Origin of the sequence: Thalassobaculum salexigens DSM 19539 (assembly GCF_000423805.1) — a bacterium.
Classification (GTDB): domain Bacteria; phylum Pseudomonadota; class Alphaproteobacteria; order Thalassobaculales; family Thalassobaculaceae; genus Thalassobaculum; species Thalassobaculum litoreum.
In genome coordinates this window covers 37,373-55,713 of record NZ_KE384093.1, presented here as the reverse complement: position 1 = coordinate 55,713, position 18,341 = coordinate 37,373, and the positions used below count along the sequence as shown (strand labels likewise).

General features: G+C 67.1%; 16 protein-coding genes. 4 read left to right on the top strand and 12 right to left on the bottom strand.

From position 1 onward, the window contains the following. Positions 1-27: 27 nt before the first annotated feature. Positions 28-2,484, bottom strand: a complete 2,457-nt coding sequence (locus G578_RS0104520; protein ID WP_028793227.1) for a heavy metal translocating P-type ATPase — start codon at positions 2,482-2,484, stop codon at positions 28-30. Between the two features lie 82 nt (positions 2,485-2,566). Beyond that, positions 2,567-3,310, bottom strand: a complete 744-nt coding sequence (locus G578_RS0104515; protein ID WP_028793226.1) for a MauE/DoxX family redox-associated membrane protein — start codon at positions 3,308-3,310, stop codon at positions 2,567-2,569. A gap of 144 nt (positions 3,311-3,454) precedes the next feature. Between G578_RS0104515 and cueR the strand changes: the two genes are divergently transcribed. Further along, positions 3,455-3,844, top strand: a complete 390-nt coding sequence (gene cueR, locus G578_RS0104510) for a Cu(I)-responsive transcriptional regulator (protein ID WP_028793225.1) — start codon at positions 3,455-3,457, stop codon at positions 3,842-3,844. Positions 3,845-4,164: 320 nt separating this feature from the next. Here cueR and G578_RS0104505 read toward each other — a convergent pair whose 3' ends face one another. The 8 genes from G578_RS0104505 to G578_RS0104470 all read right to left on the bottom strand — a co-directional run bounded on the left by G578_RS0104505 (position 4,165) and on the right by G578_RS0104470 (position 13,207). Beyond that, on the bottom strand, positions 4,165-5,610 hold the full coding sequence (locus G578_RS0104505) for an aldehyde dehydrogenase family protein (RefSeq protein ID WP_028793224.1): 1,446 nt from the start codon (positions 5,608-5,610) through the stop codon (positions 4,165-4,167). A gap of 145 nt (positions 5,611-5,755) precedes the next feature. Continuing rightward, positions 5,756-6,748 (bottom strand): hypothetical protein, encoded by a 993-nt coding sequence (locus G578_RS0104500; RefSeq protein WP_028793223.1) that lies wholly within the window; start codon positions 6,746-6,748, stop codon positions 5,756-5,758. 82 nt (positions 6,749-6,830) lie between these two features. Further along, positions 6,831-7,745, bottom strand: coding sequence for a polysaccharide deacetylase family protein (locus tag G578_RS24695; RefSeq protein WP_038013625.1), 915 nt, complete (start codon positions 7,743-7,745; stop codon positions 6,831-6,833). A 23-nt stretch (positions 7,746-7,768) separates the two neighbouring features. Then, positions 7,769-8,863, bottom strand: a complete 1,095-nt coding sequence (locus G578_RS0104490) for an ABC transporter ATP-binding protein (protein ID WP_156907206.1) — start codon at positions 8,861-8,863, stop codon at positions 7,769-7,771. Between the two features lie 13 nt (positions 8,864-8,876). Beyond that, positions 8,877-9,767 carry an ABC transporter permease gene (locus G578_RS0104485; protein WP_038013624.1) on the bottom strand — a complete coding sequence of 297 codons (891 nt, stop codon included), beginning with the start codon at positions 9,765-9,767 and terminating at the stop codon, positions 8,877-8,879. Positions 9,768-9,778: 11 nt separating this feature from the next. Next, positions 9,779-10,693 carry an ABC transporter permease gene (locus G578_RS0104480; RefSeq protein WP_051243940.1) on the bottom strand — a complete coding sequence of 305 codons (915 nt, stop codon included), beginning with the start codon at positions 10,691-10,693 and terminating at the stop codon, positions 9,779-9,781. Between the two features lie 6 nt (positions 10,694-10,699). Beyond that, positions 10,700-11,863 (bottom strand): ABC transporter substrate-binding protein, encoded by a 1,164-nt coding sequence (locus tag G578_RS0104475; RefSeq protein WP_028793219.1) that lies wholly within the window; start codon positions 11,861-11,863, stop codon positions 10,700-10,702. A gap of 201 nt (positions 11,864-12,064) precedes the next feature. Beyond that, positions 12,065-13,207 carry a DUF3616 domain-containing protein gene (locus G578_RS0104470; RefSeq protein WP_169400821.1) on the bottom strand — a complete coding sequence of 381 codons (1,143 nt, stop codon included), beginning with the start codon at positions 13,205-13,207 and terminating at the stop codon, positions 12,065-12,067. Between the two features lie 182 nt (positions 13,208-13,389). Between G578_RS0104470 and G578_RS0104465 the strand changes: the two genes are divergently transcribed. The 3 genes from G578_RS0104465 (at position 13,390) to G578_RS0104455 (ending at position 15,990) form a co-directional block, all read left to right on the top strand. Continuing rightward, positions 13,390-14,055, top strand: coding sequence for an FAD-binding oxidoreductase (locus tag G578_RS0104465; protein ID WP_028793217.1), 666 nt, complete (start codon positions 13,390-13,392; stop codon positions 14,053-14,055). Positions 14,056-14,146: 91 nt separating this feature from the next. Beyond that, positions 14,147-14,983 carry an SH3 domain-containing protein gene (locus tag G578_RS30285; RefSeq protein WP_051243937.1) on the top strand — a complete coding sequence of 279 codons (837 nt, stop codon included), beginning with the start codon at positions 14,147-14,149 and terminating at the stop codon, positions 14,981-14,983. After that, positions 14,983-15,990 carry a hypothetical protein gene (locus G578_RS0104455; RefSeq protein ID WP_028793216.1) on the top strand — a complete coding sequence of 336 codons (1,008 nt, stop codon included), beginning with the start codon at positions 14,983-14,985 and terminating at the stop codon, positions 15,988-15,990. Before G578_RS30285 ends, G578_RS0104455 begins: the two co-directional genes overlap by 1 nt. Before the next feature lie 75 nt (positions 15,991-16,065). Here the strand turns inward: G578_RS0104455 and G578_RS0104450 are convergent, their stop codons facing one another. Together G578_RS0104450 and G578_RS0104445 are read right to left on the bottom strand one after the other, a co-directional pair. Next, positions 16,066-17,184: a CaiB/BaiF CoA transferase family protein gene (locus G578_RS0104450; RefSeq protein ID WP_245565559.1), complete on the bottom strand. Its 1,119-nt coding sequence runs from the start codon at positions 17,182-17,184 to the stop codon at positions 16,066-16,068. Next, a complete protein-coding gene (locus G578_RS0104445; RefSeq protein ID WP_028793214.1) occupies positions 17,184-18,341 on the bottom strand; it encodes an acyl-CoA dehydrogenase family protein in 1,158 nt (385 codons plus the stop codon). The genes G578_RS0104450 and G578_RS0104445 overlap by 1 nt, the downstream gene beginning before the upstream one ends.

Genomic DNA, 18,341 nt, shown 5'->3' with positions numbered 1-18,341 from the left:
TCCGGGGAGTGAGGACGGTGGGAGCGATCACCCGTCCAGCTTCGTCGCGCGCAGCCGCAGGGCGTTGCCGATCACCGAGACCGAGGACAGGCTCATCGCCGCCGCCGCGAAGATCGGCGACAGCAGCACCCCCAGCATCGGATACAGCACCCCCGCCGCGATCGGTACGCCGGCGGCGTTGTAGACGAAGGCGAAGAACAGGTTCTGTCGGATGTTCGCCATGGTCGCCTGGGCCAAAGTGCGGGCGCGCACGATGCCGGTCAGGTCGCCCTTCACCAGCGTGATCCCGGCACTCTCCACCGCCACGTCGGCACCGGTACCCATGGCGATGCCGACATCGGCGGCGGCCAGGGCCGGGGCGTCGTTCACCCCGTCGCCGGCCATCGCCACCTTGAGCCCCTGGGCCCGCAGCTCTTCCACCAGCGCGCCCTTGTCCTCAGGGCTGACATCGGCGCGGACCTCGTCGATGCCGAGGTCGCGGGCCACCGCCTCGGCCGTACGGCGGCTGTCGCCCGTCGCCATGACGATGCGCAGCCCGGCCTCATGCAGCGCGCGGATCGCCGCCGGGGTGGTCTCCTTCACCCGGTCGGCCACCGCGACCAGCCCCGCCGCCTTGCCGTCCACCGCCACGAACATGGCCGTGCGCCCCTCGCCCTGCAGCTTTTCGGCGGTCTCGGCCAGACCGCCGGGATCGATCCCGAGATCCTTCATCATCGCCCGGTTGCCCAGCGCCACCCGGCGCCCCTGCACGGTGCCGGACACGCCCTTGCCGGTGACCGCCTCGAAATCCATCGCCTCGGACAGGGAGGCACCGCGGTCTTCGGCACCGGCAACGATCGCCTCGGCCAGCGGATGCTCCGAGCCGCGCTCCAGGGAGGCGACCAGGGACAGCAGCTCCGTCTCGTCCATGCCTTCGGACGCGATGATGTCGGTCAGGGTCGGCTTACCCTCGGTCAGGGTGCCGGTCTTGTCGACGATCAGCACGTCGACCTTGGCGAAGCGCTCCAGCGCTTCGGCGTCGCGGATCAGCACGCCCGCCTGGGCGCCGCGTCCGGTCGCCACCATGATCGACATCGGCGTGGCAAGGCCGAGCGCGCAGGGGCAGGCGATGATCAGCACGCTGACGGCGGCCACGACGGCATAGGACAGCGCCGGGCTCGGCCCGAAGACCAGCCAGGCGGCGAACGCGACCAGCGCCGCGGCCACCACCGCCGGTACGAAGTATCCGGCCACCCGGTCGGCCAGCGCCTGGATCGGCGCGCGGCTGCGCTGGGCCTTGGCGACCATGTCGACGATACGCGACAGCACCGTGTCGGCGCCGACATTCTCCGCCGTCATGACGAAGCTGCCGGTCTTGTTCAGGGTGCCGCCGGTGACCGTATCGCCGACCGTCTTCTCCACCGGCACCGGCTCGCCGGTGATCATGCTCTCGTCCACCGAGGAGCGGCCCTCGGCCACCGCGCCGTCCACCGGCACGCTCTCGCCCGGCCGCACCCGCAAGCGGTCGCCCGCCCGGACCTCCTCCAGCGGCACGTCAGCCTCACCCTGGTCGGTGATCCGCCGGGCGGTCTTGGGCGCGAGGTTGAGCAGGGCGCGGATCGCGTCGCCGGTGCGCTCGCGGGCCGACAGCTCCATCACCTGGCCGACCAGGACCAGGATCAGGATCACCGCCGCCGCCTCGAAATAGACCGGGGCCTGGCCGTGCTGGTCCAGCATCGACGGCGGGAAGACGCCGGGCGCCAGCAGACCGACCAGACTGAACAGGTAGGCCGCCCCGGTCCCGAGCGCGATCAGCGTCCACATATTCGGACTGCGGTTCACGATGGAGGACCAGCCGCGCTTGAAGAACGGCTGGGCCAGCCAGACCACCACCGGGGTGGCCAGCAGGAACTGCAGCCAGACATGCAGGGTCGGGCCGAGCCAGTCGTGGAACGGGATGCCGATATGGCTGCCCATCTCGAGCACGAAGACCCCGGCGGCCAGCGGCGCGCCGATCCACAGGCGGCGGCGGAAATCGACCAGCTCCGGGTTCGGCCCGGCATCGGCACTCGGCGTCATCGGCTCCAGCGCCATGCCGCAGATCGGACAGTCGCCGGGCTCGTCGCGGACGATCTCCGGGTCCATCGGGCAGGTGTACTGGGTGCCGGCCGGCATCGGCTCCGGCGCGGGACGGTCGCCGAGATAGCTGTCGGGCGCGGCCTCGAACTTTTCCTGGCAGCGCGACGAGCAGAAGTAGAACCGCTCGCCCGCATGCTTGGCCATGTGCGCGGCGGTCGCCCGGTTCACCGTCATGCCGCAGACCGGGTCCTTCGCCTCGATATAGGCGTCCGGCTCGGCGGCGAACCTGTCGCGGCAGCGCGCGGCGCAGAAGTGATAGGTGTGGCCCGCGTGCTCGTGGGTCGGCTTGCCGGCATTCGGATCGACCGTCATCCCACAGACCGGGTCGCGGATGATCTCGGCACCTGCGTGACTCTGCGCGTTCATCTCTGCCTCGCATTTCTGGAGGCTGAGAGATGGGGCTTCCCGTCACTGGAAGGTCAAGGGCCGGTCTTTCAGACGGGCTACCTTACAGCAGGATCGCCTTGGCCCCCATCCACAGGCCCATGGCGATCATCATCAGGTTCTCGGTCAGCGACACGAAACCCAGCGGCACCGAGCTGTCGCCGCCGACGCAGGCACATTTCAGCGCGCGCTTGTCGACATAGACGGCCTTGAACACGCTGACCGCGCCGACCAGACCGATGAACAGCGCCACCGGCGCGGAGATCCAGGTCAGCACGCCCGCCAGCATCAGCACGCCGGCCCCGGCCTCCGCGAAGGGATAGATATAGCCGTACGGGACCCAGCGCTGGGCCAGCAGGTCGTAATTGAGGAACATGGTGGAGAAGCCCTCCACGTCCTTCAGCTTCTGCAGACCGAGCAGGATCATCGAGATCGCCACGAACCACTCCACCGTGCGCGGGATCAGCACCGTGCCGCTCAACAGCCAGGTCAACGCCAGGGCCATCAGCGCCGCAACGGCGAACAGGGCGATAATCGGCTGGTAGGTGGTGTCGTCGTCCGGGTCGTCGAGGCCGAAATGGACCCGAAGTTCGTCGTATCCGCCGATCCGGTCGCCGCCGATGAAGGTCTGCGGCGTGGTCTCCACCCCGTGTTCGGCCATGAAGGCGTCGACCTCGTCGCGGCTGGTGAGATGGTGGTCCTCCACGTCGTAGCCCTTGCGCTCCAACAGGAATTTCGACTTCCGGCCGAACGGGCAGAGGTGCTCCGACATGACCATCCGGTAGAGGCGGGCGGTTTGCGCAGCCATAGGGCTCTCCGTCGGTTGAGGGGTGCCTGTCCTGGTCAACGGATCGGCGGCGGGTCGGGTTCCGAGATCGGCCGCGCCGCTTGACCTTCCAGTAATGGGAAGGCCTACCTATCTGTTCCGACACCTTGCTGAAGGATGACGGCCATGAACATCGGAGAGGTTGCCGAGCAGAGCGGCCTGCCGGCCAAGACGATCCGCTATTACGAGGAGATCGGCCTGGTCCGGCCCGCGCGGGGGGAGAACGGCTACCGCGCGTTCGCAGCGGTGGACGTGCACAAGCTGGTCTTCCTGGCCCGCGCCCGGTCGCTCGGCTTCACGATCGAGGATTGCCGCGCCCTGCTGGCACTGTACGAGGACCGCGGCCGGGCGAGCGCCGACGTCAAGCGGGTGGCGCAGGAGCATCTCGGCAGCATCGAGCGCAAGGTCGCCGAGCTGCAGGCGATGCACGCGACCCTGTCGGACCTGGTGACCCGCTGCCACGGCGACGACCGCCCGGACTGCCCGATCCTGGAGGACCTGGCCGGGCGGGGGTGAGAGGCCCGAAATATCCCACTCAAACACTCCCCGGATTTATTCCGGGGGCCACGGGAAGGCCGCCTTGAGAGTGAGAGAACTATTGCCAACACTGAAACACGGGGAACCGTGGGCCCCGGAATAAATCCGGGGAGTGTGTAAAAAGGATTGTGAAGAAGAAAGATTTTCCAGATCCCCAATCCGTCTTCCCGGCCTTGCGCCGGGATCCAGGAGAGGGACCGCTGGAGCGCCTCCGACTAATCGGAAACGCTCCAGCAGGCATCACCCCGGGCCCCGGCGCGGGGCCGGGGAAGAGGGAGTTGGTGGCGGGGAAGCCCCTCTCAGCTCGTGGTGGTCCAGCCGGAGACGGCCTTCACTTCCAGGAACTCGGTGAGGCCGTACTGGCCGCCCTCGCGGCCGTTGCCGGACTGCTTGTAGCCGCCGAACGGGCTGCCCGGGGCGCGCGGAGCCCCGTTCGCCACCACCATACCGGCGCGGAGCTGGCGGGCGACGCGCTGGGTGCGCGCGCTGTCGCCGCTCTGCACGTAGTCGGTCAGGCCGTAGCTGGTGTCGTTGGAGATCTTCACCGCCTCGTCCTCGCCGTCGAACGGGATCATCGACAGCACCGGGCCGAAGATCTCCTCCCGCGCGATCCGCATGTCGTTGTTCACGTCGGCGAACACCGTCGGCCGCACGAAATAGCCGCGGTTGAAGCCTTCCGGACGGCCGGTGCCGCCGGCAACCAGACGCGCACCCTCGTCGATGCCGGCCTGGATCAGGTCCTGCACCTTGGTGAACTGCAGCTCGGAGACGAGCGGACCGATATGGTTGCCGTCCTCGCTCGGCAGACCGACCGAGGTGCTCTCGGCGGTCGCGCGGGCGACTTCCACCGCCTCGTCATAGACCGAGCGCTCGACCAGCATGCGGGTCGGGGCGTTGCAGGACTGGCCGGTGTTGTTGAAGCAGTGGATCGCGCCGCGCTTCACCGCCTTGGCGACGTCGGCATCGGCGAAGACGATGTTCGCCCCCTTGCCGCCAAGCTCCAGGGCCACGCGCTTGACCGTTTCGGCCGAGGCCTGAGTGACTGCGATGCCGGCGCGGGTCGAACCGGTGAAGCTCATCATGTCGATGTCCGGGTGGCGGCTCATCGCCTCGCCGACGGTCGGGCCGTCGCCGTTGACCAGGTTGAACACGCCCTTGGGGAAGCCGGCCTCGTCCATGAACTCGGCGAAGAGCAACGAGGACATCGGCGCGATCTCCGACGGCTTCAGCACCACCGTGCAGCCGACGCCGACCGCCGGGACGACCTTCAGGGTCACCTGGTTCATCGGCCAGTTCCACGGGGTGATCAGGCCGCAGACGCCGATCGCCTCGTGGATGATGAACTCGTCCGGCGTGTCATCGCGCAGCTTGTGCTCGAACTTGAAGTCCTTCAGCGCGCGGATGAACGCCTTGATATGCCCGAGACCGGCGGCGGCCTGGGCGGTGGTCGCCAGCTTCATCGGCGCGCCCATCTCGGTGGAGATCGCCTCGGCCATCTCGCCGGCGCGGCGCTCGTAGACCTCGGCCAGCTTCTCGACCTTGGCGATGCGGTCGGCGAGCGGGGTCTTGCTCCAGCCGTCGAACGCGGCGCGCGCGGCGGCGACCGCCTTGTCCACATCGGCCTTGGAACCGAGCGAGATCACCCCGAAGGCGGTCTCGTCGGCCGGATTGATGACGTCGAAATCCTTGGGCATGGTGGGCGGCACCCAGGCGCCGTCGATGTAGAAATCGGTCTTGCGGAGCATTATTTTTTTTCCTTTGGCGAGAAGTCGCGGGCGGGGCGGGCAGAGGGCCCGTGAACCGGATATGTGGGGTGGGCGACGCCGCAGTTAAACGAGCCTGCGGCAAAGCATCAATGCGAATGATTCGCAATAAGAGGTCGAATTTGGTTCAGGCCCCGGCCCGGATCTCCGCCCAGGTCTCGCGCATCCAGCCGACGCAGGCGATGGCCTGCTCGAACAGCGAGTATGTGCAGCCGCCGCCGTAATCCGGATTGGGGATGAACTCGGTGGAGATCTGGCCGAGTTTCGCCTTGGGGTCGCTTGCGTGGTGGCGCATCAGGATGCGGATGCCCTCCTTCCAGGGCTCCAGCAGGGTCTCGTCCCACTCGGCATGGTATTCGCCGGGTTTCGGCCGCTTGAACGGATACTGGATGCCGCGCCCGACGGAGCCGTCGGGGTGATGCGCCAGCGTGTTCTTCGGGTTGTTGGGGATCGCCGCCCGGGCATGGCAGTGCTTCACCCAACCCGACGTCACCCATTCCTCGATCACGTTGCCCGGCCTGAACGGGTTCAGCACCAACTCGCCGGAAGCCACCTTGGCGTCGGTGCCGAAGATCTTCTGTTCGTGGGGGTTGTCGATCTTGAAGATCACGTGGCTGTGGTCGAGGGTCATGTTGAATTCGACCCCGCGCGCCTCCACCATCCGGGCGACCGTGGCGACCCGGGGGAAGTCCTCCGACCACATGTTCACATGCACCTCGAAGCAGGGCATGCAGCCGTACCGGTCGCCCAGCTCGGCGGCGTCGAGATAGGCCGCCATCACCTCGTCGTCGGTGACCACATGGCCGTCGGCGTGACGCAGCTTGATCTGAGTGTTGTGGACCAGGGAGCCGAGTTCGGCGCCGAGCTTCACGTTTCGCTCCAGCAGCCCCTCGTCCCCGCCGAGCTCGTAGAACCAGCCGCCGGCGCGGATCGGCAGGCCGGTCTCCGCCGAGCCGGCCTTGAAATCTTCCACCTGGTCGGGATCCGGGGTCTTGTCGACATAGTCGAACACCTCCGCCTCCTTCACCATGCGGAAGCGGGTGCGCACATCCGGCATGGGGTCGGCATCGGCATGCTTGATGCCGTTGGTCTGGATGCCGAACAGCAGATCGTTGGCCATAAGTCCCTCCGAGGCCGCCGCTCCCCGCCCGGCGCGTTGCGGCCAGACTGTCGGGGTGGCGTTCCCGCCATCCTAGGGAACCTTACGGCAGGGGTGGAGCCTCATTCGGCAGGTCGGCGCCGCCGGTGCCGTCGGCTTCCACGAACCAGTCGCCCATCACCGAGGAGGTGACGAACACCGTGTCGTCGCGGGCCAGCAGCAGGTCCAGGGACCGCTCGAAGTGATGCGCCACATGGGGCACGCCGATCAGATGCGGGTGCAGGGCCAGCGTGACGACCCGCGGGTTCTGCGCCAGCTCCGGCTCCAGGGTGGCGACCGTCGCCTCCACCCGCTTGTAGAACTCGTCGGTGGACCCGTTCTGCACCGCGTAGATCGGCACGTCGTTCAGCTCCATCGTGTAGGGCAGGCCGACCATGGGGCCGTGGATCGTGCGCATCCAGACCGGCAGGTCGTCGACCACCCAGTCGTGCAGGAACTCGATCCCCTCCTCCTTCAGGATATCGACCGTGTCGAAGCTCTCGCCGATGCCGGGGCCGAGCCAGGCGCGCACCTTTTTGCCGCTGACCGCCTTCAGCCGGTCGAGGCTCTTGCGGATCACCGCCCGCTCGTCGTCGGCCTGCTTCAGCGATTGCTGGAACCAGCCATGACCGACCAGTTCCCACCCGGCCTCGACCACCGCGTCCATCAGGGCCGGATAGGCGTCGGCGACCTGGGCGTTGATCAGGGCGGAGGCGGGCAGGCCGCGCTCACGAAGCATCCGCATGATCCGCGGCATGCCGACCCGCAGCCCGTACTCGACCCAGGAGAAATTGGGCACGTCCGGCGGGGCGATCTGGGCGCCGTGGGGCGGCGGGATGATCCCGCGCGGCATCGGCCGGTCGATCGGCCAGTACTCGATGTTCATCGCCACGTGAACCATCAGCGGCTTGCCGTTCAGCGGCGCCAGCGTCCGGCGCTTGTCGGCCAGCTCGAAGGGAATGCGCGGATTGGGCCACATGGCGGCGGTCCTCCTGTCGGCGGTCAGTTGACGTGCAGGCGCAACGCACCCGGCTTCCACTGTACCCGGATCGCGGTGCCGGGGGCGGGATCGGGCGCGTCGGACTCGCCGACCACCCGCGACACGATCTCCGTGCCGTCGGCCAGGGCTGCCCGGTGCGACAGGGTGAGACCGAGATAGACGCTCTCGGCATAGGTCCCGGACAGCGAGCAGCCGTCGGCCGCCGCTGTGCCGTCGGCCGACACCATCTCCACCAGTTCCGAGCGGATCGACAGGGCGACCGTCTCGCCGGCGCGCACCGGCAGGTCGCGCCGGTCGACCGCCAGGGGCTGACCGCATACCTCGACCGTCACCGTATCGCCCTCCACCGCCGTGACGTTACCGGACAGCAGGTTGTTCTCGCCCACGAAGCTGGCGGTGAAGCGGCGCTGCGGCGTGCGGTAGATGTCGCGGGCCGCCCCCTGCTCCACCAGCTCGCCGTCGGCGATCAGGGCGATACGGTCGGCCACCGTCATCGCCTCTTCCTGATTGTGGGTGACGTGGATGAAGGTGATGCCGACCTTCTCCTGCAGGTGCTTCAGCTCCAGGCACATGTCCTTGCGGAGCTGGGCGTCCAGGGCGGCCAGCGGCTCGTCCAGCAGCAGAATGTTGCGGCCCAGCACCAGAGCGCGGGCAAGCTGCACCCGCTGCTGCTGGCCACCGGAGAGTTCGTGCGGACGCCGATTCTCGTAGCCGGACAACCCGACCATCTCCAGCATGGCCATGCTCTTGTCGCGCACCTCGGCCTTGGGCAGTTTGGCGAGGCTGAGGCCGTAGCCGACATTGCCCAGCACCGTCATGTGCGGAAACAGGGCATAGGCCTGGAACACCATGGAGGTCGGCCGCTTGTCCGGCGGCAGGTGCGAGACCTCCCGGCCGTTCAGCCAGACCTGGCCGCTGGACGGCTTGTGGAAGCCGCCGATAGTGCGCAGCAGGGTGGTCTTGCCGCCGCCCGACGGGCCGAGCAGCACGAAATACTCGCCGGCCGCGATCGACAGGTCGACGCCTTTCAGCGCCTGCACGCTGCCGTAATTCTTACAGAGCTGCCGGACCTGAACCGCGGGGGGGGTGGTGTTCATGTGCATTCTCTCATCAGGCAGGCACAGTGTTGGGTTCGGCGACCGGCTGCGCCCGGCGGGCGGCGGCTTCCGAGCGCAGCAGGGTGAAGACGATGATCCCGCCGATCAGCGCGATGGCGACGAAGCTGACGAAGCTCGACATGGCGTAGGACTGCTCCGACATGCCCTCGTTCAGCATCTGGCTGACCAGCACGGTGGTGAAGGTGTCGAACCCGCCCTTCAGCAGGCTGGTGCGGGTGTATTCGTTGAAGCAGAGAATCATCGTGAAGGCCGAGGCGCTGAACACGCCGGCGCGAATCTGCGGGAACTCGATATCCCAGAATGCCCGCCAGCCGGTCGCCCCGCAGGCGCGGGCGGCCTCCGTCTGCTCCTTGTTGTAGCGCCCCATGGTGATCAGGATCACCACGAAGGCGTAGGGGATCGTGTAGATGATCAGCCCGATCACCGTGGTGGTGAAGCCGAGCCGGAACCAGGCATCCATTAACGACACGCCGGCCAGGTCGCCGAGCCCCTGGAAGGACAGGTTGACGTTCTTGAAGAACACCAGCAGCGCCGCGCTCAGGATGTCGGGTGCGACAAAGAGCGGCGCCAGCAGCAGGAACACCACCGCCACCTTGGCCCGGGTCGCCTTGTAGAACTTGGCCGCCAGGAGCCCCATGGGAATGGTCAGCACCGTCGTGGTCACCGCCAGGCCCAGGGTCCAGCGCAGGGCGTCCATGAGCTGCCCGTCGGAGAAGATCAGCCCGTACCACCTGGTGGTGAAGACGTACTGGGCGGCGCCGAACCCGTTCTCATTGAACGAGATGTACATGACGTAGAAGACCGGGCTCATCAGAGTCGCCACGATCAGCAGCAGATAGGCCCATTTGGCGCGGTGCAGCCAGATATTCGCGTAGTCGTCCATGATCCCGCCCCTCAGTTCATCGGTGCCAGGATCTTGGTCAGGTCGAACAGCTTGTGGCCGACATAGAGCAGCCCCATCAGCGTCGCCATCATGATCGCGCTCACCGCCATCGCCAGCGGGAAGTCGAGGGCTGTGATCGCCTGGGTGGCGATCAGGCCGGCATTCACCGCGCCCGGCCCGCCCATGATGTTGGGGATCAGCGCCACGCCGAGGCCGTTGACGAAGATGAACACCGCGCCGGCGAAGATGCCGGGGGCGGCCAGCGGCAGGATCACGTCGGTGAACCGCCGCACCGGCCCCGCCCCCAGGTCGTCGCAGACCTCGAAGATGTATTTGGGCACCGCCTCCATGGCCAGAAAGCCGGAGAACACGATGAACGGCATGAAGGACAGCACCTCGCCGATGATCACGCCGGTATGGGTATAGAGCAGGGCGGTGATCGGCTCGTCGATCAGGCCGAGATTGAGCAGCGTCTCGTTCACCAGCCCGTTGCGCTGGAGCACCGGCCGCAGGGCGAAGATGCGGATGATCTCCGACACCATGAACGGCAGGATGAACAGCAGCACGACCCGGTGCTGGGCCGCCTGCGGCACCGACTTGCGCACGAACACCGCGATCGGAAAGCCGAGGCAGAACGACACCGCGACCGAGATCAGCGAATAGCCCATGGAGGCGAGGAAATTCTCCAGCCGGGCGGAGAAGAAGAAATTCTCGTAGGCCAGCAGGCTGAAGCCCGGCTCCATCCAGAACATGGTGCGCTCGAACACGCTGAACACCACGGTCAGCGCCATCGGCAGGGCGAAGAACAGCACCATGAAGACGATCGGGATATAGAACGCCCAGCCCGACATCCGCTCACGCAAAGTCGGCCGGAAAGGCTCGACGGGGGGAAGCCCGCCGAGCCCGGTATCGGTCGCGTCGGTCATCGGGTGTCAGGCAGCCTGAACCCGGGACCACCAGTCCTGATAGGCACGCATATTGGTCGGAAACACGTTCTGCCAGGAGTTGCCCGCGATCGCGATCCGGTCCTTCTTGCGGGCCAGACGGTCGTTGATCAGCGCCTTGGTTTCGGCGTCGAAGGTATCCGGATTGGCGTCCACGTATTCCAGCACGCCGGTCATCTGCGGCGTGAAGCCGAGGCCGGCGAGCGTGCGGGCGCCGAACCAGGGCGACAGGTACAGGTTCGCCAGCTTGTAGAACGTCTCGTCCATACCGCGCTCGCGGCCGCCGCGGGTCAGCATGACGATGTTGTTCCAGGTCTGGTGACCCTCCTTCATCGTGCCGTAGCGGATATCCTTGCCGGCCTTCTTGGCGGCGACGATCTGCACCGGCTCCCAGCACGAAGCGACCAGCACCTCTTCCGACGCCAGCAGGTCGACGCCGTTCTGGAACCCGTCCCAGAAGGTGCGGAACTGGCCGGCCTTCTTCTTCTCGATCAGGAACTGGCAGACGCCCTTCACCTCGTCCTCGGTCATGTCGGACGGGTTGTCGATGTCCTGCTTGCCCGATTGCTTGAGGTAGATCGCGGTGTTGGTCAGGGTCGGCCCGAAATCGTTCTGCAGAGCGGCGCGGCCCTTGAACTGCTCGTCGAACAGCACCTCCCAGGAGGTCAGTTCCTCGCCGATGACGTCGTGGTTGAAGGCCAGCGCGTCGGCGTTGGAGATGTAGGGAATGGCGAAGACCTTGCCCTCGTAGCGGATGGTGTCCGCCGCGTCGCCGCCGTCCAGGTAGCGCTTCTCGATGATCGACCAGTTCGGGATCTTCGAGGTGTCGATCTCGGCGATGGCGTTCTGGCTCGCCAGCGCGTCCTCCATGCCGCCGCCATTGTCGGTCATGGCGTCGTAGAGCGCGTTGCCGTCGCCGACCACCATCTTCTGGATCGACTCGTCGGCCCGGGCGCTCTTGGCGACGTTGACCAGCTTGATGCCGGCCTCCTTCTCCATCGAGCTCCAATCCTTCTCGCCGACCCGGGCGATGCCCGGCGCCCAGAACTTCAGGCCCTCATCCGCGCTGGCGACGCTCGGCAGCATCGCCGCAGTCGCGGCCGTTCCCATCAGCGCCATCATGTGGCGGCGGGTGAATTCAAACTGGTTCATGATCTTCGAAGCCCCCTAAAAGCTCGTCCCAGACTGCGGTGGCGCCACGCCTCCCATTTATCTGTCGGCCAGGGTTTCCCTGGCCTCGTTCGTAGCTATGACGCCGGTTGGGAGGTAGCTTGATCGGGCTCCGGTTCAATTGGCAAGACGTGAAAACTGAAAACTGTCGACAGATTTTGGCCGGGTGCCGTTCCGCCGGGGTCAGTCGATCGCGAACAGGTCGGCGCGGATCGCCGTCTCGTCCGACAACCGACCCTGGGCGGGGCTGTCATAGACCACCATCAGTTCGCGACCGCCGTCGCTGCGCTCGGTCAGGGCGATCCCCTCGGCATGGTCGGTGCCGTAGCCGTAGGGAAGATCGAGGACCCGCTCCAGCTTCTGGTAGGGGATCACCGCCTGCTTCAGCGCCGACGTTGTCCACGCACCGGGCCAGCGGATCAGCGCCACCGGGCCGTCGAGATCCATTGTCGGTCCCGCCAGGATCAGGAGGTCGTCGCCGTCGGCCTGCAGGTCTCGGATCCCCAGGCCCTCCAGGTCGATGAAATATTTGCGGTACCGCTCCCCGTCCGGCCCGATCCGGCGTGGCTTCAGGTGGCCGGATTTGGTCATCTTCATCCGCAGCTCCAGGATCACCGCCCAGCCGCGCAGGACGGGGCCGCGGAGGCCGAGCAGCACCCGGTCGCCCCGGGCGGCGATGCCCTCGATGTCGAAGCCGTTCTCCTTGCAGGGAATGTCCATGAACCGGCCGAGATGGATGTCCTTGGCCAGGCTCTTGGTGAAGGCCGTCCTGCCCTTGCGCAGGCGCACGCTGGACGGCCGCCTCCCGTCCTCGGTCTCGGTCAGGGACGGCATCCAGGTCCCGTTGCCGGCATCCACCAGCGGCAGTCGGCCGATCACCCGGCGGGCCACGTTGCTCTTCACCTCGGTCAGCCGGTTCATGGCCACCGCTGGGTCGTTCTCGTGCCATTTCGGCTTCTTGCGGGTCAGGCCGTGGGAGCCGGTGATCCACAGCCACCCGTCGTCGATCGCCAGCCCCTCGATGTCGATCTCGTCGCCCTCGTCGCCATGAAGGTCGAAGGCCTCGTGCAGATTGTGGGTCTGGTGATCGGACCACCGGGCGCCGCCGGTGCGGGTGAGCTGCTCGATGGTCGTGGTTTCGTCGCAGGCCAGCCACATGCTGCGGTCCAGGACCGCCAGCGCCGACAGATCCTGACGCACCGGGTCGAACACGGCATCGACGTCGGCATGGTGCTGGAAGTCGAGCCGGACCCGGCGCCGGGGCGTGGCGACCGTCGGCCATGGGGCGTCCGGATTGGCGGCGTCATTGGCGGCGTCTGCGGTCATTCGGGGCTCCTGCTGCCGGGGATGCATTTCAGCAAAACGACTGCCGGGCAGGCCCGGTTCCCCGAATTCACAGGGGCCTGTGAAACTCCGGCAAAACCGCCCCTTTTCTTCAGAAAACGGGTTGCGGAATCCGCAGAACCCCACACCTCGTTTTGTCGACGTGAGAGAAGGAGAAACATCCCATGGCACATAGCGTGGCCGTCCTGAGCACCGAGAACGTCACCCACAACGTGGTCCGCCTGACGGTGGAGAAGCCGGACGGGTACGACTACAAGCCCGGCCAGGCGACCGACGTCGCCCTCGACCGCGACGACTGGCGCGACGAGCAGCGGCCCTTCACCTTCACATCCCTGACCGACGCCGACCATCTGGAATTCACCATCAAGGTCTATCCGGACCATGACGGGGTCACCGAGCAGATCGGTAAGCTGAAGAAGGGCGACCGTCTGCTGATCGACGAGCCCTGGGGCGCGATCCAGTACAAGGGGCCGGGCGTCTTCGTCGCCGGCGGCGCCGGGGTCACCCCGTTCATCGCCATCCTGCGCGACCTGCAGCGCAAGGGCGCGTTGTCGGGTCAGACGCTGATCTTCTCCAACAGCACCGAGCGGGACATCATCCTGCGCGACGAGTTCGAGGCGATGGACGGGCTCGACTGCCTGTTCACCGTCACCGACCAGGACGACAGCCCGTTGGCCCGCGGCCTGGTCGACCGTGAGTTCCTGAAGACGCACGTCGCCGATTTCAGCCAGGACTTCTACGTCTGCGGCCCGCCGGAGATGATCGACGCCGTGACCGAAGACCTCAAGGCGCTGGGGGCCGACCCGGACTCCGTGGTGCTCGAGGACTGACCATTTTCGAAAGCTCTGGCGAATAAACCGACGGGAACCCCGGTCTGACTCGTTCGTTACCCAGCGATACGAAAAAAAAGGAGGCCCCGTCATGCGCCCCGATATCATGCGTCCCGATAGACGAAAGCGATACACGGCTCTCGCCCTTGCCGGCGCCCTGGCCGTGCAGCCCCTGGCCGCAGCACCGGCGTTTGCTCAGGACAGCAACAGCACCCTGGGCGTGTCCAACAAGAACATCGGCCGGGTTCTGGGCGGCATCGGCGGCGCGCTGCTCGGCTCGCAGATCGGTGGCGGCAGCGGAAAGTTGGTTGCCGTGGCCGCCGGTGCGATCGGCGGCCTGTTCCTGGGTGGCGAGGTGGCCGAATACCTCACCAAACGCGACCAGCAGGGCATTGCCGACACCTCCCAGCAGGCGCTGAACACCGGCCAGACCCAGACCTGGACCAACCCGGATACCGGCACCACGACCACCGCCCAGGTGCAGGAGGTGACCTACCGTCCGGCCCCGACCGCCACCGCGACGCAGGACAGCAGCAAGCTGGCCTGGCGCGTGCCCACCATGCATCTCGTCGGCGCCGACTACGCGGCGACCACCAAAACCAACGTGCGCGGCGGCCCCAGCACCGACTACGCGGTGATGGACCAGCTCGAAGCGGGCGAGACCGTGCGGGTGGTCGGCAAGGTCGCCAACGAGAACTGGTACATGATCTCGCGTAACGGCATCGGCAAAGGCTTCGTCTTCGGCGACCTCCTGCGCCGGGTCGATACCGGCACCTATACCGCCGAGCGCCCGCAGTCGGGTGCCACCCACGTGAACGCCCGCGAATGCTCGATCATCACCCAGCGGGTCGAGACCGCGAACGGCCGCACCGACACCCGCGAGGCGCAGGCCTGCCAGCGGGCCGACGGAACCTGGGAGCTGGTCTGATGCGCGCGACCTCCAAGAACACGATCCGCGCGGCCGGCCTCTCCCTGCTGATGGTGCCCGCCGCATTCGCCACCGCCACGGCCGCCGAACGGCTGGTGGTGCAGGAGCCGGACCTGCTGGTCGTGGTCGACCGTGAGGTCGGCTGCGGCGAGATCACCGAGTTGACCATGCGCTCTTCCGACCGGGACCTGTTCCGCAAGGACAGCCCGCGCATGCAGCGGGTGGTCGACGGCACCCGGGCGATCCTCGGCTTCGAATGCGCCCGGACCCCGGCCTTCAACATCACCGGCGAGGACAATCGCACCGGCGAGGTCGTGTTCCGCGGCACCGCCGGCGACCCGACCCAGTGGCTTGTCCGGTCGAGTGAGGCCCTCGCCGCCGCACCGTCGGGCACGGGCTCGACCGTCGGCAGCGGTTCGACCGCCGCGCCGACCTCCAACTCGGTCTCGCTCGGCAGCGATGCCGTCGGCGGGGTGCGCACCGGCATGACGGTGGCCGAGGCGTCCAACGCCGCCGGCGGCGACTTCCCGGGCAAGCCTGTCTATCGCCGCGACCTGCAGGCCCTGGTCGCCGGCGACGAGGATTGCGTCGGCCGTCTGCAGAGCAATACCCGCCTGATCGCCGGTCAGCGCTGCCTGGTCGGCCAGACCGTGGAGAGCGACCCGCCGCGGGTCTACCAGACAATCCTGCATCAGGCGGTGGACCAGGATCAGCGCGCGCAGATCGTCGCCCAGCTCGAGGAACGCTTCGGCCGCCCGGCCAAGCGCGAGCGCGGCGAACTGCCGGGGTCGAGCTCGAACAATGCCGGGAACAAGTACACCCTGCTGTCCTGGCGCGCACCGCTTGAGCGACCGATCGAGGCCTCGGCCCGGCCGAACGGCATCGACCCGGTGAGCCACGAGTTGGAGGCCCTGGTGGTCAGCTACGGCCAGACCACCGAGGTCACCCTGTGGTCGACCGACACCGCCCTGCTCGCCAGCAATCCGCAGATCAAGGCGAAGTTCTGAGCCGACGCTCCATAACGAACCTGCCGTCAGCCCCGGACGTGATCCGGGGCTGATCGCGTTTCCGGGAAGGGCTCCCTATCCCAGGTCCAGATCCTTGTGTTCCCCCACCGCCGGGACCGGGCCGTAGCTGCGGGTACGGCCGTCGACGATGGCCGCCGGCGCCGGGTAGGAGACCGGGCCGTTCGGCGTCTCCACCGTCACCCGGCGCACATGCGGATGGGCCGCCAACGCATCCATGTCATTGACCCGGGCGAAGGCGACATCCGCCTTGTCCAGCATCGCCTCCAGCGCGTCGGCGGTGTGCCGGGAGAAGACCTCGGCGACCAGACCGTCGGTCTGCGGCCGGTTGCGGACCCGCAGCACGTTGGTCTTGTACAGCTCGTGCACGGTCAGGCCCTCGTCCCCCAGCACATGGCGGGCGAGACTGGCCCATTCCCGCTCGCTCTGGATCGAGATCAGGATGAGGATGCCGTCCGACGAGGCGAAGGCGCCGTAAGGGGAGATGGACGGGTGGGCGAGGCCGATCCGCTTGGGCGACTTGCCGCCCTCGTGGTTCAGCAGCGGCACCGTCTCCCAGTCGGCCATGACGTCGAACATGGAGATCCGGATATCGGCGCCGTCGCCATGAATACCCCGGCCGATCAGCGCCTCCAGGATGGCGGCATGCGCGGTCGATCCGGTGGCGATATCGACCACGGAGATGCCGACCCGGGCCGGCCCGTCCGAGCCGCCGGTGATCGAGCACAAGCCGGACTCGGCCTGGATCAGCAGGTCGTAGGCCTTGCGCTTGGCCAGCGGGCCGCTGTCGCCGTAGCCGCTGATCGAACACAGGATCAGCTTCGGATGGTCCCTGCGGATCTGCTCCAGCGGGAAGCCGAGACGACCGATGGCGCCCGGTTTCAGGTTCTGCACCAGCACGTCGGCCTCGGCGATCAGCGTGCCGAGGGTCTGCTTGCCCGCGTCGCTCGCCAGGTCGAGCACCAGGGATTCCTTGCCCCGGTTGAGCCAGACGAAATAGCTGCTCTGCCCCTGGGCCACGTCGTCGTAGCCGCGGGCGAAATCGCCCTCCGGCCGCTCGATCTTGATCACCCGCGCGCCGGCATCGGCCAGCCGCGAGGTGCAGAACGGAGCCGCCACCGCCTGTTCCAGGGCGAGGACGGTCAGTCCCTCCAGGGGACGCATCTTGTCCGCCATCAGAATGACCGGGGCAGGCCGAGAACGTGCTCGGCCACGTAGCTGAGGATCAGGTTGGTGGAGATCGGCGCCACCTGATAGAGCCGGGTCTCGCGGAACTTGCGCTCCACGTCGTACTCGGTGGCGAAGCCGAAGCCGCCATGGAACTGGATGCAGGCATTCGCCGCCTCCCAGGACGCCTTGGCGGCTAGGTACTTGGCCATGTTGGCCTGGGCGCCGCAGGGCTGGTTGGCGTCGAACAGCCGGCAGGCCTCGAACCGCATCAGGCTCGCGGCCTCGATCTCGATATGACTCTCGGCGATCGGGAACTGCACGCCCTGGTTCTGGCCGATCGGCCGACCGAACACCACGCGCTCCTTGGCATAGGCGGTCACCTTGTCGATGAACCAGTGGCCGTCGCCGATGCACTCGGCGGCGATCAGGGCGCGCTCGGCGTTCAGCCCGTCGAGGATGTATTTGAAGCCCATCCCCTCCTCGCCGATCAGGTTCTCGGCCGGGATCTCCAGATTGTCGAAGAACAGCTCGTTGGTCTCGTGGTTGACCATGTTCTGGATCGGCTTGACCTCCATGCCGTTGCCGATCGCGTCCTTCAGATCGACGATGAAGATCGACATGCCGCGCGACTTCTTCTCGACCTCCTCCAGCGGCGTGGTGCGGGCCAGCAGGATCATCAGGTCGGAATGCTGGATCCGCGAGATCCAGACCTTCTGGCCGTTGATGACGTAGCGGTCGCCCTTGCGCTCGGCCTTGGTCTTGATCTTGGTGGTGTCGGTGCCGGTGGTCGGCTCGGTCACGCCCATGGACTGCAGCCGCAACTCACCCGACGCGATCTTCGGCAGATAATACTTTTTCTGTTCGTCCGAGCCGTGCCGCAGCAGCGTGCCCATGTTGTACATCTGGCCGTGGCAGGCGCCGGAATTGCCGCCGGAGCGGTTGATCTCCTCCATGATCACGGAGGCTTCGGTCAGGCCGAGGCCGGACCCGCCGAATTCCTCCGGGATCAGGGCGGCGAGCCAGCCGGCCTTGGTGAGCGCATCGACGAACTCCGCCGGATAGCCGCGCTTCTCGTCCACGCCCCTGTGATATTCGGGCGGGAACTCGGCGCAGAGCGCGCGCACGGCGTCACGAATGTCGGTGTAGTCGTCAGCAGGCGTCAC